This window comes from Klebsiella sp. A52 (genome assembly GCF_018388785.1).
GTDB classification, from domain to species: Bacteria; Pseudomonadota; Gammaproteobacteria; order Enterobacterales; family Enterobacteriaceae; genus Klebsiella; species Klebsiella aerogenes.
On sequence record NZ_CP074437.1, the window covers coordinates 1,542,256 to 1,555,232 of the forward strand.

General features: G+C 55.0%; 9 protein-coding genes. 3 read left to right on the forward strand and 6 right to left on the reverse strand.

Annotated features, from left to right (window positions below; translation table 11 throughout):
- Positions 1 to 11: 11 nt before the first annotated feature.
- Together avtA and KGA69_RS07200 are read right to left on the reverse strand one after the other, a co-directional pair.
- The gene (gene avtA / locus KGA69_RS07195) at positions 12 to 1,268 is read right to left on the reverse strand and encodes a valine--pyruvate transaminase (protein WP_015369199.1); all 1,257 of its coding nucleotides are present in this window, start codon (positions 1,266 to 1,268) and stop codon (positions 12 to 14) included.
- A 172-nt stretch (positions 1,269 to 1,440) separates the two neighbouring features.
- Positions 1,441 to 3,471: an alpha-amylase gene (locus KGA69_RS07200; protein ID WP_063447254.1), complete on the reverse strand. Its 2,031-nt coding sequence runs from the start codon at positions 3,469 to 3,471 to the stop codon at positions 1,441 to 1,443.
- A gap of 315 nt (positions 3,472 to 3,786) precedes the next feature.
- Between KGA69_RS07200 and KGA69_RS07205 the strand changes: the two genes are divergently transcribed.
- Positions 3,787 to 4,614: a protein bax gene (locus tag KGA69_RS07205; protein WP_063447255.1), complete on the forward strand. Its 828-nt coding sequence runs from the start codon at positions 3,787 to 3,789 to the stop codon at positions 4,612 to 4,614.
- Positions 4,615 to 4,657: 43 nt separating this feature from the next.
- Here KGA69_RS07205 and xylR read toward each other — a convergent pair whose 3' ends face one another.
- The 4 genes from xylR to xylF form a co-directional block, all read right to left on the reverse strand.
- Complete coding sequence (xylR, locus tag KGA69_RS07210; RefSeq protein ID WP_213292937.1) at positions 4,658 to 5,836, reverse strand: D-xylose utilization transcriptional activator XylR; 1,179 nt, start codon at positions 5,834 to 5,836, stop codon at positions 4,658 to 4,660.
- A 123-nt stretch (positions 5,837 to 5,959) separates the two neighbouring features.
- Positions 5,960 to 7,141 (reverse strand): xylose ABC transporter permease XylH, encoded by a 1,182-nt coding sequence (gene xylH / locus KGA69_RS07215; RefSeq protein ID WP_045390712.1) that lies wholly within the window; start codon positions 7,139 to 7,141, stop codon positions 5,960 to 5,962.
- Complete coding sequence (locus KGA69_RS07220) at positions 7,119 to 8,660, reverse strand: xylose ABC transporter ATP-binding protein (protein ID WP_213292938.1); 1,542 nt, start codon at positions 8,658 to 8,660, stop codon at positions 7,119 to 7,121. The genes xylH and KGA69_RS07220 overlap by 23 nt, the downstream gene beginning before the upstream one ends.
- A gap of 64 nt (positions 8,661 to 8,724) precedes the next feature.
- Complete coding sequence (gene xylF / locus KGA69_RS07225) at positions 8,725 to 9,720, reverse strand: D-xylose ABC transporter substrate-binding protein (protein WP_045390717.1); 996 nt, start codon at positions 9,718 to 9,720, stop codon at positions 8,725 to 8,727.
- A 372-nt stretch (positions 9,721 to 10,092) separates the two neighbouring features.
- On the opposite strand from xylF, the gene xylA reads away from it, so the two are divergent.
- Positions 10,093 to 11,415, forward strand: coding sequence for a xylose isomerase (gene xylA, locus KGA69_RS07230; RefSeq protein ID WP_047047733.1), 1,323 nt, complete (start codon positions 10,093 to 10,095; stop codon positions 11,413 to 11,415).
- Between the two features lie 94 nt (positions 11,416 to 11,509).
- Positions 11,510 to 12,964 carry a xylulokinase gene (xylB, locus tag KGA69_RS07235; RefSeq protein ID WP_213292939.1) on the forward strand — a complete coding sequence of 485 codons (1,455 nt, stop codon included), beginning with the start codon at positions 11,510 to 11,512 and terminating at the stop codon, positions 12,962 to 12,964.
- Positions 12,965 to 12,977: the final 13 nt, after the last annotated feature.

Here is a 12,977-nt window from a genome sequence, read left to right on the forward strand (position 1 = left end):
CGGGAACATCATCAGGCGTCTTGCTCCTGCCAGGCGCGCTCAATCTCTTCGGCAAGAATTTTAACCCCCGCCTCGATTTTCTCCGGGTCCGGCACGTAGTTCATGCGCATGCACTGATGCGTATGCGGCCACGGCTTGTCCAGCCCCGGGAAGAAGTAATCGCCCGGTACCATCAGCACGCCGCGTTGCTTCAGGCGCTGATACAGCAGCTCGGTGGAGATCGGCAGATCCTTAAACCACAGCCACAGGAAAATCGCCCCTTCCGGTTTATGAATCAGGCAGCGTTCTTCCGGCAAATAGCGGCGAATGGTAGCGATAGTTTCCTGAACACGCTGATAATAGAACGGTTTAATTACCGTTTCGGACAACCGCAGCAGGTCCTTGCGCTTGATCATTTCGCACATCATCGCCGGCCCAATTCCGCCCGGGGCGAGGCTGATAATGCCGTTCATATTACTGATCGCGGTGATGATTTTTTCGTTGGCGATGATGATGCCGCAGCGGGTGCCCGGCAGTCCGAGCTTGGATAAACTCATGCACAGCACAATATTCGGGTTCCACAGCGGGCGCGCTTCGCTAAAGATAATGCCGGGGAAAGGTACGCCATAGGCGTTATCAATAACCAGCGGGACGCCATGCTGGTTAGCGAGAGCATCCAGTTTGATGAGCTCTTCATCGGTAATGACGTTACCGGTCGGGTTGGTTGGCCGGGAGACGCAGATCATTCCCGTCTCTTCGGTGATCTGCAGGTGTTCGAAGTCCACGTGATATTTGAACTGGCCTTCCGGCAGCAGTTCAATGTTGGGGCGGGTGGCGACAAACAGATCCTCTTCCAGCCCGGAATCGGCGTAGCCGATATATTCCGGCGTCAGCGGGAACAGCACCTTGCGGGTGGTGCCGTCGGCACGGCGGCCGGCAAACAGGTTAAATAAGTAGAAAAATGCGCTCTGGCTGCCATTCGTCAGAGCAATATTCTGTGGTTCGATCTCCCAGCCTAATTCTTCGCGCAGCATTTGCGCAAGCAAGGTCAGAAGCTCGCTTTTCCCTTGCGGACCATCATAATTGCAAAGCGCATCAAGGGCTTTGCCGTTATCCAGCATATCGGCCAGCAGGCTATTGAAGTATTCATTCATCTCCGGGATTTGCGCGGGGTTGCCGCCGCCCAGCATGATCGCGCCCGGTGTGCGCAGGCCGTCATTGAGGTCTTCCATCAGGCGGGTGATGCCTGAATGACGGGTGAATTTGTCGCCGAAAAGTGAAAATGTCATCGCGGATATTCTGTTGGTCTTCTGGAAAGGGAATTACCATAACGCCAGCGTCAACGCGGTGCAAATCGGCACAGGAGGGAGCGATCTATTTTTTGTTCTGCTAATAGGGGAGATATTAGTAATTTGTGCTGAAAAGGCTCCCGCCAGCGGCAAGGAGCCCAGTAAGCGACTGCTATTGCTGTCCGGCCCAGACAACCATCACTTTATCAGCGCTGCTTTCACGCACGAAACCATAGCCCTGCTCTAGCATCAGCGTCTGTTGTTTACCCATACCAATGGCCGGATGGCGGGCGCGGAATTGGGCGATTTTTTGCCAGTGCGCGACGTTATCGGATGCGCTACCGACAACATCCTGCCAGTTCATATCGGAGCGGGTACCCTGCAGCGGGTCGGAACCCGTGGGGCCGAACGGACGTGAAGATTCATCGCCATAGAAGAGTTGTACGGCGCCTGGCGCGAGTAATAGCAGTTCCGCCGCCCGGCTTCCGCCTTCGCGGAACAGGCGGGTATCGTGCGAGGAGAGATAGCTCAGCACGTTGAAATCCTGCAGCTTGTCCGCCATCTGCTGCCAGGTGGCGTCCATGTTTGCGAGACAGTTTGCTGCTTTCGCCGCTTGATCCTGATAATCGAAATTAATCATCGCGTCGAAACCGTGGCGATAGTAGTCGCTCTGCATCACGCCGTGGCCCCAGGCCTCGCCGGTCATCCAGAATGGGGCGTCATCCAGCGCTTTCTGCGGATTCGCTTTTTTCCAGTCTGCCAGCGCGGCCGTGGCCTGCGTTTTGAGCTGCTGCCAGGCGTCCAGTTCGACGTGTTTCGCAGTATCGACGCGGAAACCGTCAATCCCATAGTCGCGTACCCATTGGCTAAGCCAGTGGGTCAGATAGTCGCGCGGCGTGTAGCCGGCTATCTCTTTGGCGGCGGCATCCGGCTTGTGACGGTAGAAATTTGGCAAGCCAGAAGGGAGCGTCGATTCGGTTTTCAGATCCGGCAGGAACGCCAGCGACATGGTGAGATCGTCGAAACCTGGATTGTCGTAGTCGCCGATATCGGTGCGGATCCATTTTTTCCCCCACCATTGTTCCCAGCCCGCTTTATCGCTGAAGTTGATATAGTCATTGAAGCTATGCCAACTTTGCCCCGGCGCCGGTTTCCAGTCGGTCCAGCGCTCGCCAAGTGTTTTTTTCAGTTCATCGCCTTTCAGGTACAAGGAACCGAAGTGAAATTCCTGCATATCGGCGAGCGTGGCGTAACCGGTGTGATTCATGACGATATCAAACAGGACGCGCATGCCGCGCCGATGGGCTTCATCGACCAGTTGCCGAAGATCGGCTTCGTCACCCATGTTGGCGTCAAGACGGGTCCAGTCCTGGGTGTAGTAACCGTGATAAGCGTAGTGGGGGAAGTCGCCTTTGGCGCCGCCGCCAACCCAGCCGTGAATTTGCTCCAGCGGCGAGCTTATCCACAGCGCGTTGACGCCAAGCTGTTGAAGATAATCCAGCTTGCTGGTCAGCCCCTGTAAATCGCCGCCGTGGAAGGTGCCTATCTCCTGCATACCGTCTTTATGGCGCCCGTAGCTGTTGTCGTTGGCCGGATTGCCGTTGACGAAGCGATCGGTCAGGACAAAATAGATCGTGGCGTTATGCCAGTTAAACGCCGCGCTGGCGGCGCTATCCGCTTTTTCAAGCAGCAGGAGCCCATTACTGCCTTCGGCGGGCCGCAGCGTGATTTTGCCCGCTTTCACCGTAGCGATATTACCGCTGTAAAAATCGCGGACCTGGCTTCCCTCGGCAAACGTCTGGCCGACATCAAACGTTAACGGTTTACCATCCCATTTCGGACACTGGCGCACCAGCGGCTGCGTGCTGGCTGTTTCCTGTTCCGCCAGCGACAGCATCAGCGTTGGCGTACCGGAGCGGGTATCGACTTCCAGCGTATAGCGCCCGTCGCGGAACACGCGCCACTGCGGCGGCGTATCCCGACAAGGTTCCAGCGATAGCATCTGATTGAGTTTTATCGCCCCCGCAGGCTGCCAGCACTGTTGGTCAAAACTTATCCGCAAAGGGCGGGTACCCTTCGTCACCTCATTTTGTGTCGTGAAGCGGCCTGCATCCTGTTCAGTGAAGGCGGGAAAGTCAGCGGTTGTCCAGGCGGCAAAAGCCATCCCGGGCAGCAGTAGCGAGGCGAGCGCAGCGAGTTTCATGCTGGAGTCCTGTTAGCGGTTTTTATCACAGTGTGCCTGCGCGCCATAAGGTTGAACTCATCCTGCCGCTAAATTTGCGGGGAGGATGAAAAGGGGTGAGTGATTTAGTTCAAAAAATGAGCTATAAATGAGACGGAGATAGCATTTCTGCACCTTCGCGACGGTGCAGAAACCGATTTCAGATGACAGCGATTCGGAATTGGACTATTTCTCTTGATGCTCTCTCTGGGTATTTTTGATACTATTCGCGATTCAACTATCGATTTTTTGCGAAAAACAAGGTGTTGGAATGAGTAAATCCGACCAGGAGACCTAATGATATCGATTCCCATGCGACGATATGGGGCTGCGATACTCATGTTACTTACCTGTATATTTTCAGGTAGTGTGTTGGCGACAACGCACACAGCAACAAAGAGTCATAAAGCCTCAGTAGTTAAGAAAGTAAAGAAGCCCAGTAGTATCAAGGTTAGCAGTAAACAAGAGTATTCTCGCAATAGTGTAAAGAGCAGTTCACTTCCTGATTTGCGAAAATACCCTTCCGGGACACCAAGGAAAAAAGCGTTTCTCCGGACGGTTATGCCTTACATTACAAAGCAAAATCAAGCGATCACGGCAGATCGTAACTGGCTTGTCTCTAAGCAATACGACGGCCGTTGGTCGCCGAGCGAGCAGGCGCGCCTGAAAGACATCGCCTCACGTTATAAAGTGAAGTGGTCTGGCAATACTCGCCATATACCATGGAACTCGCTGCTTGAGCGCGTCGACATTATTCCGAACAGCATGGTGGCAACCATGGCGGCGGCGGAAAGCGGTTGGGGCACCTCGAAGCTGGCGCGTGAGAACAACAACCTGTTTGGTATGAAGTGTGGCGGCGGTAACTGTCGCGGTGCAATGAAAGGCTACTCCCAGTTTGAATCTGTCGAGCAGTCGGTTCAGGCTTATGTAAAAAACCTGAATACGCACCCGGCTTATTCATCCTTCCGTAAGTCTCGCGCACAGCTGCGTAAGACGGATCAGGAAGTAACTGCCAGCGCGATGATCCACAAGCTGAAGGGATATTCGACAAAAGGGTCGAGCTACAACAACTATCTCTTCGCCATGTATCAGGACAATCAGCGCTTAATTGCCGCTCATATGTAATCATCAATGCCCGGTGCGTAAACCCGGGCATTTTTCTTTCCCGCTACATCATTACTTCACTGTGCTGGCCGCGGTATTCCTTTGGCGTCACGTCGTACTCTTTCTTAAACACCGAATAGAAATACTGCAGCGACGGATAACCGCACATCTGCGAAATTTCGTTTATCGATAGCGTGGTGGAGACCAGCAGGCTGCGCGCTTTTTCCAGCTTTTCGCTGTGGATCACCGTGTGGATGGTCTCGCCGACCTCTTCTTTAAAGCGTTTCTCCAGATTAGAGCGGGAAATACCGACGGCGTCGAGCACCTGCTCAACCTTAATGCCTTTGCAGGCGTGGTTGCGGATGTAATGCATCGCCTGAATCACCGCAGGGTCGGTGAGTGAGCGATAATCGGTGGAACGCCGCTCAATGACGCGCATCGGCGGCACCAGCAGGCGCTGCAGCGGCAGCGCTTCGTTTTCCATTAAACGGTGCAGTAGTTTCGCCGCCTGGTAGCCCATTTGCCGGGTACCTTGCGCCACGGAAGAGAGCGCGACGCGGGAGAGATAGCGGGTCAATTCTTCGTTATCGATACCGATAACGCATAATTTTTCCGGCACCGGAATATGCAGCAGCTCACAGGCCTGCAGGACGTGACGTGCCCGGGCATCGGTCACGGCGATAATGCCGGTTTGCGGCGGCAGCGTTTGTAGCCAGTCGGCGAGCCGATTTTGCGCATGCTGCCAGTTCTCCGGCGCGGTCTCCAGCCCCTGATAGACCACGCCACGGTATTTTTCTTTGGCGACTAGCTGGCTGAAGGCGTGTTCGCGCTCCATCGCCCAGCGCTTGCCGCTGGAGGTCGGTAGCCCGTAAAAGGCGAAGCGGTTCACGCCTTTTTCTTTCAGATGCAGGAATGCGCTTTCGACCAGCGCGGCATTATCGGTGGCGATATAGTGAACAGGCGGATAGCATTCTGGCTTATGGTAGGAGCCGCCGACGCCGATAATCGGCACTTTGACATCCGCCAGTAGCTTTTCAATCTCCGGGTCGTCGTAATCGGCGATCACGCCATCACCCAGCCACTCTTTGATGTTTTCGATACGCGCGCGAAAATCCTCTTCGATAAAAATATCCCATTCCAGCTGTGATGCCTGCAGATATTCGCCAACGCCTTCAACCACCTGACGGTCATAGGCTTTGTTGGCGTTGAATAACAGCGTAATGCGGTGACGCTTTTCAAACATAGATGATATTCCTGCTCTTACCCCGGTCATACAATACCGGCTAATGCCCGAATTATTTCAAGCGCCTTATTGCGAAGTTTGGCGGTGGCGCAAGTTATTCGGGCATTTTTCATAGTGATACCGTTATGTTCTCCGTTTGGTAGCCGAATCCATCCAGACCGCCAACAGTAAAATGGCGCCTTTGACGATGTATTGCCAGAAGGTGGCGACGTCCATCATGCTCATGCCATTATCCAGCGCCGACATAATAAATGCCCCCATCACCGCGCCAGCAACGCTGCCGACGCCGCCCGCCAGACTGGTGCCGCCAATCACGCAGGCGGCGATAGCGTCCAGTTCGGCGATGTTGCCGGCGGAAGGCGAACCTGCTCCCAGCCGCGAGCTGAGAATCAACCCGGCGATGGCCACCATCAGGCCGTTAATGGCGAAGACCGCAAGCTTGGTGCGCTCGACGTTAATCCCGGAGAGGCGAGCCGCTTCCAGATTGCCGCCAATGGCATAGATGCGGCGGCCAAAAGCGGTGCGGGTCGCCATAAACATGCCCGCCAGCAGCAGAGCGGCGAGTATGAGCACCGGCGTCGGTACGCCGCGATAGTCATTGAGCAGCCAGATAGCGCCCAGCACAATAACCGCGGTGATGGTCTGACGACCAACGGCGCCGCCAGAACTGGTGGTCGCCAGCCCTAACGCCTGTCGGCGCATCCGTCCGCGCCATTGCCAGATGATAAAAGCCGCCATGCCAATAACGCCGATTCCAAAGCCGATGCCGTCCGGTAAATAACTTTGGCCGATTTGCGACATTGCCGGCGTGGTGGGCGAGACGGTGGTACCGTTGGTAATGCCGATTAAAATTCCGCGAAACGCCAGCATGCCGGCAAGGGTCACAATGAAAGAGGGCACCTTACGATAGGCGACCCACCATCCGTTCCACGCGCCGAGCAGTAGCCCCATAACCAACGTAACGAGGATGGTGAGCGGTAGCGGCCAGCCGAGCCAGACGTCGAAAATCGCCGCCGCCCCGCCGAGCAGACCCATCATCGAGCCGACGGAGAGGTCAATTTCCGCCGAAATGATCACAAACACCATGCCGACGGCGAGGATGCCGGTGATGGCGGTTTGCCGCAGGAGGTTGGAAATATTACGTGCGCTCAAATAGGCGCCGTCGGTAACCCAGGTAAAAAACAGCATAATGGCGATAATCGCGGCGATCATCACGAAAACCTGGAGATTAAGCCCTTTCAGCGCCGGAAAAGCGGCAGGGGCGGATGGGGTGAGTTTGATTTCAGACGACGTGTTTTTCGACATGGCGTTCGCTCCTCAGCGCGGCTTCCATCACCTGTTCCTGGGTCAGACCTTGATTAAGTAAATCGGCCTTAAGCTTGCCTTCGTGCATCACCAGTACCCTATCGCTCAGCCCGAGCACTTCAGGCAGTTCGGATGAGATGACGATGACGGCGATGCCTTGCTGCACCAGTTGATTGATAAGCTTGTAGATTTCGTATTTCGCGCCGATATCGATGCCGCGGGTTGGTTCATCGAGGATCAAGATGCGCGGGTTGAGCAGCAGGCAGCGGGCCAGAATCGCCTTTTGTTGATTGCCGCCGCTCAGGCGGCCAATCGCCAGATCCGGCGATGACGTTTTAATTTTCAGCCGCTGAATCGACTGCTGGATGCAGTGCTGCTCTGCGGCGTCGTCGAGACTGCTCACCGGGCCGGTGAACTGGTTTAACGCCGCGAGAGTGATGTTCTTGCCGACTGCCATCACCGGCACGATGCCGTCTTTTTTGCGATCTTCCGGTACCATGGCGATGCCATGGGCAATCGCCTGTTGGCAATTGTTAATTGTCACCGGTTGGCCATCGATAAAAATGCTTCCCTGCCAGCGCCCCGGCCAGACGCCAAACAGGCACTGTACGGCTTCGGTGCGCCCGGCGCCGACTAACCCGGCGATGCCGAGGATTTCGCCGCGGCGGAGGGTAAATGAGACGTCGTTGACGCGCTTAATATGGCGGTTTACCGGGTGCCATGCGGTGAGATGCTCGACACGCAAGATTTCTTCGCCATGGCTATGGGGTTCGTTTGGATACAGCGCCGTGAGCTCGCGCCCGACCATCATAGTGATGATGTCATCTTCGTTCATTCCGCTGGCGTCGCGGGTGCCAATATGCTGACCGTCACGTATTACGCAGATAGTGTCGGAGATGGCTTTAACTTCATTGAGCTTGTGCGAAATATAAATACAGGCGATACCGTGGTTTTGCAGATCGCGAATAATCGCCAGCAGCGTCGCGGTTTCTTGTTCAGTTAACGATGCCGTGGGTTCATCGAGGATCAGCAAACATACCTGTTTATTCAGCGCCTTGGCGATCTCGACCAGCTGCTGCTGGCCCAGACCTAAATCACCGACGCGGGTATCCGGCGAGATCGATAAATTCACCTGCGCCAACAGCTTCTGGCAGCGCAGGGTCATGGTTTCGTAATCCAGCAGGCCATGGCGTGAGATCTCGGCGCCGAGAAAGATATTTTCCAGCACCGTGAGATGCTTCACCAACGCCAGCTCCTGGTGAATAATGGCGATACCTTTACGCTCGGTATCGCGAATATGATTCGCCTGCAGCGTCTCGCCGGCGAAAATAATTTCACCTTCGTAGCTGCCGTGCGGATAGATCCCGCACAGCACTTTCATCAGCGTTGATTTCCCCGAACCATTTTCACCGCATAACGACACCACTTCCCCGGCATTCAGCCGCAGGCTGACGTTATCCACGGCTTTAACCGCGCCGAAGGCTTTGGTGATGTTCTTCATTTCGAGTAACCAGGACATAGAGACTCCGCAAAAGCGATATCCGGCAGGACGAAAATGACGCCCCGTATCGGGGCGTCAGCCATTACAGTTCACTCTTTTTGTGGAAACCGTCTTTAATCACCGTGGCGTCAATATTCTCTTTATTGACTTCAATTGGCGTTAACAGGCGCGAGGGGACATCTTTTAAGCCGTTATTCAACGTGGCGTCGGCCTTGGGTTGCTGGTCGTTGCCTAATTCAACGGCGATTTCGGCAGCGTTGGTGGCAAGGGTGGTGATAGGTTTATAAACGGTCATCGTCTGGGTGCCGGAAATAATACGTTTCACGCCAGCCAAATCGGCGTCTTGCCCGGAGATAGCGACTTTACCCGCCAGCCCCTGGGCGCTTAGCGCCTGGATAGCGCCGCCGGCGGTCGCGTCATTGGAAGCCACTACCGCGTCAATTTTGTTGTTATTCGCCGTCAGCGCGTTTTCCATGATTTTTAACGCATTTTCCGGCAGCCAGCCGTCGACCCACTGATCGCCAACGATCTTAATTTTGCCCTCATCGACATAAGGTTTGAGTACCTTCATCTGGCCGGCGCGGAACAGTTTGGCGTTATTATCCACCGGCGAGCCGCCCATCAGGAAATAATTACCCTGCGGCACTTTGTCAACCAGGCTTTGGGCCTGCATTTCACCGACTTTTTCATTATCGAAAGAAATATAAAAATCGATATCAGCATTATTAATCATGCGATCGTAGGCGAGGACTTTAATTCCCTCTTGTTTTGCTTCCTTAATAACGTTGCTGAGCACCTGGCCGTTGTAAGGAATAATCACTAAAACATCGACGCCGCGGTTGATCATATTTTCAATTTGCGACATTTGCGTTTCTTCGTTGCCATTGGCGGACTGCACAAATACTTTGGCGCCTAAGGATTCTGCTTTATTAACGAAAATATCGCGATCTTTTTGCCAGCGTTCCAGACGAAGGTCGTCGATGGCCATCCCAATCTTAACTTCTTTAGCCATACCCGCCATGCTGGCGAGAAGGAGCGATGAGGCGCAGAGCGTAAGGCAAAGGTTCTTTATCTTCATAATAACGATACCTTTTCAAAGGGTAGGTAAGGCGTACAGGAATAAACTTCAGGTTGCAGATACGTTGCAGATTCTTAACGGGGAAGCGAGGGCTGGCAATTACCTGTTCTTATTTTCGCATTATGAAATTTAGTTTGTTTTGTAATTTATGACCGCGATCGTATTTTATTCAAGAGTATGCAGATTATTTCATTCTTCTTCCATCATAGGATTCCAGAAATTATGCGGAGAGGAATTATTTTTGCGAGCTGGCGCACGTTTGTGGATTCTCTCAATGGCGGTGTGAAATAACGTAATTGAGGAAGGCGAAAGTGGAATTCTATATTGGCGTATAACTTGTTACTCGCCGCACCCCTGAATATGGAGTTCTCTATGCAGACCTATTTCGATCAACTCGAACGCGTTCGTTATGAAGGCCCGAAATCGACTAACCCGCTGGCTTTCCGCCACTACAATCCGGATGAATTAGTACTGGGTAAACGCATGGAAGACCACCTGCGTTTCGCCGCCTGCTATTGGCACACTTTCTGCTGGAATGGCGCGGATATGTTTGGCGTGGGGTCCTTCGATCGACCATGGCAGCAGCCGGGCGAAGCGCTGGAAATGGCGAAGCGTAAAGCCGAAGTGGCATTTGAGTTTTTCCATAAGTTGAATGTGCCGTATTACTGCTTCCATGATGTCGACGTTTCTCCGGAAGGCGCTTCGCTGAAAGAGTACAGCAACAACTTCGCGCAGATGGTGGACGTGCTGGCGGAAAAACAGCAGCAGAGCGGCGTCAAACTGCTGTGGGGGACGGCAAACTGCTTTACCAACCCGCGTTATGGCGCAGGGGCGGCGACTAACCCCGATCCGGAAGTCTTTAGCTGGGCGGCGACTCAGGTAGTCACCGCAATGAATGCGACCCACAAGTTGGGTGGTGAAAACTATGTTCTGTGGGGCGGTCGCGAAGGCTATGAAACCCTGCTTAATACCGACCTGCGTCAGGAACGCGAGCAGATCGGCCGCTTTATGCAGCTGGTGGTTGAGCACAAACACAAAATTGGTTTCCAGGGCACCCTGCTGATCGAGCCGAAGCCGCAGGAGCCGACCAAGCACCAGTATGATTATGATGCCTCCACGGTTTATGGATTCCTGAAACAGTTTGGTCTGGAAAAAGAGATTAAACTGAACATTGAAGCCAACCACGCCACCCTTGCCGGCCACTCTTTCCATCACGAAATCGCGACGGCTATTGCGCTGGGCCTGTTCGGTTCGGTTGATGCTAACCGCGGCGATGCGCAGCTTGGCTGGGATACCGACCAGTTCCCGAACAGCGTGGAAGAGAACGCCCTGGTGATGTATGAGATCCTCAAAGCGGGCGGCTTCACCACCGGCGGCCTGAACTTTGATGCTAAAGTTCGTCGCCAGAGCACCGACAAATACGACCTGTTCTACGGTCATATCGGCGCGATGGACACCATGGCGCTGTCGCTGAAGGTCGCGGCGCGCATGATTGAAGATGGCGAGCTGGATAAACGCGTGGCAAAACGCTACGCCGGCTGGAACGGTGAATTGGGCCAGCAGATCCTTAAAGGCCAGATGACCCTGACCGACATCGCGCACTATGCGACTCAGCATAACCTGGCGCCGCAGCACCACAGCGGGCATCAGGAACTGCTGGAAAACCTGGTGAATCATTACCTGTTCGATAAGTAATGCCGACAAAAGCGCCCGCTAAATCCGGGCGCTGGCTGTAACCATTTTTGCTGCGCCACGCTTTGCCGTGGCGTTCGTGTTAAGGAGACGCTGCATGTATATCGGGATTGATTTAGGGACCTCGGGCGTAAAAGCCATTCTGCTCAATGAACAGGGCGACGTACTGGCGACGCATACCGAAAAACTGACCGTCTCGCGCCCACATCCGCTCTGGTCCGAACAAGATCCCGAACAGTGGTGGCAGGCGACGAATACCGCGATGCAAGCGCTGGGAGCGCAACACGCTCTGCGCGAGGTAAAAGCTTTAGGGATTGCCGGACAGATGCATGGCGCCACGCTGCTCGACAAACAGCAGCGGGTCCTGCGTCCGGCGATTTTGTGGAATGATGGCCGCTGCGGCGAAGAATGCATGCTGCTTGAAGAAAAAGTCGGCGCTTCGCGGCAAATCACCGGCAACCTGATGATGCCGGGTTTTACGGCGCCGAAGCTGCTGTGGGTGCAGCGTCATGAAACCGATATCTTTAAACAGGTTGATAAGGTCCTGTTGCCGAAAGATTATCTGCGGCTACGCATGAGCGGTGAATTCGCCAGCGATATGTCCGACGCCGCCGGCACGATGTGGATGAACGTTGCGCGTCGTGACTGGAGCGATGAGATGCTCGCCGCCTGCGGGCTCAGCCGCGACAATATGCCGTCGCTATTTGAAGGCTGTGAGGTGACCGGCCAACTGCGCGCTGAGGTAGCCCAGGCGTGGAATATGCCGCGGGCGCTGGTGGTTGCGGGCGGCGGTGATAACGCCGCAGGCGCTGTCGGCGTTGGCATGGCCGATGCCGGGCAGGCGATGTTATCGCTGGGAACCTCCGGCGTCTATTTCGCCGTCAGCGATGGTTTTCTGAGTAAACCGGAAAGCGCGGTGCATAGTTTCTGCCACGCGCTGCCGGGCCGCTGGCATCTGATGTCGGTGATGCTCAGCGCCGCGTCTTGTCTGGATTGGGCGGCGAAGTTGACCGGCCTTGGCAGCGTACCGGCGCTGCTCGCCGCGGCGCAGGGGGCGGACGAAAATGCCGATCCGGTGTGGTTTCTCCCCTATCTTTCCGGCGAGCGTACCCCGCACAACAATCCGCAGGCTAAAGGCGTGTTCTTCGGCCTTACCCATCAACATGGTCCCGCCGAACTGGCGCGGGCGGTGCTTGAAGGGGTGGGTTACGCGCTGGCCGACGGTATGGATGTTGTGCACTCCTGTGGCGTGAAACCGGAAAGCGTCACTCTTATCGGCGGCGGCGCGCGGAGCGCATACTGGCGGCAAATGCTAGCCGATATTAGCGGGCAGCAGCTGAATTTCCGCACCGGCGGCGATGTCGGCCCGGCGTTAGGCGCGGCAAGATTGGCGCAGCTGGGCGTTCATCAAGGTGCGGCTTTCTCTGACCTCCTGCCGCAGCTGCCGCTGGAGCAGGCGCACTTGCCTGATGCTCAACGGTTTGCCCGTTATGCGCCGCGTCGTGAAACATTCCGCCAGATCTATCAGCAGCTTAAGCCACTGATGTCATAAGATGTTCTCGCCC

What these genes read in the sequence shown, in the direction of transcription:
- avtA (WP_015369199.1), bottom strand. Translation starts at nt 1,268, where the DNA reads ATGACATTTTCACTTTTCGGCGACAAATTCACCCGTCATTCAGGCATC.
- KGA69_RS07200 (WP_063447254.1), bottom strand. Translation starts at nt 3,471, where the DNA reads ATGAAACTCGCTGCGCTCGCCTCGCTACTGCTGCCCGGGATGGCTTTT.
- KGA69_RS07205 (WP_063447255.1), top strand. Translation starts at nt 3,787, where the DNA reads ATGATATCGATTCCCATGCGACGATATGGGGCTGCGATACTCATGTTA.
- xylR (WP_213292937.1), bottom strand. Translation starts at nt 5,836, where the DNA reads ATGTTTGAAAAGCGTCACCGCATTACGCTGTTATTCAACGCCAACAAA.
- xylH (WP_045390712.1), bottom strand. Translation starts at nt 7,141, where the DNA reads ATGTCGAAAAACACGTCGTCTGAAATCAAACTCACCCCATCCGCCCCT.
- KGA69_RS07220 (WP_213292938.1), bottom strand. Translation starts at nt 8,660, where the DNA reads ATGTCCTGGTTACTCGAAATGAAGAACATCACCAAAGCCTTCGGCGCG.
- xylF (WP_045390717.1), bottom strand. Translation starts at nt 9,720, where the DNA reads ATGAAGATAAAGAACCTTTGCCTTACGCTCTGCGCCTCATCGCTCCTT.
- xylA (WP_047047733.1), top strand. Translation starts at nt 10,093, where the DNA reads ATGCAGACCTATTTCGATCAACTCGAACGCGTTCGTTATGAAGGCCCG.
- xylB (WP_213292939.1), top strand. Translation starts at nt 11,510, where the DNA reads ATGTATATCGGGATTGATTTAGGGACCTCGGGCGTAAAAGCCATTCTG.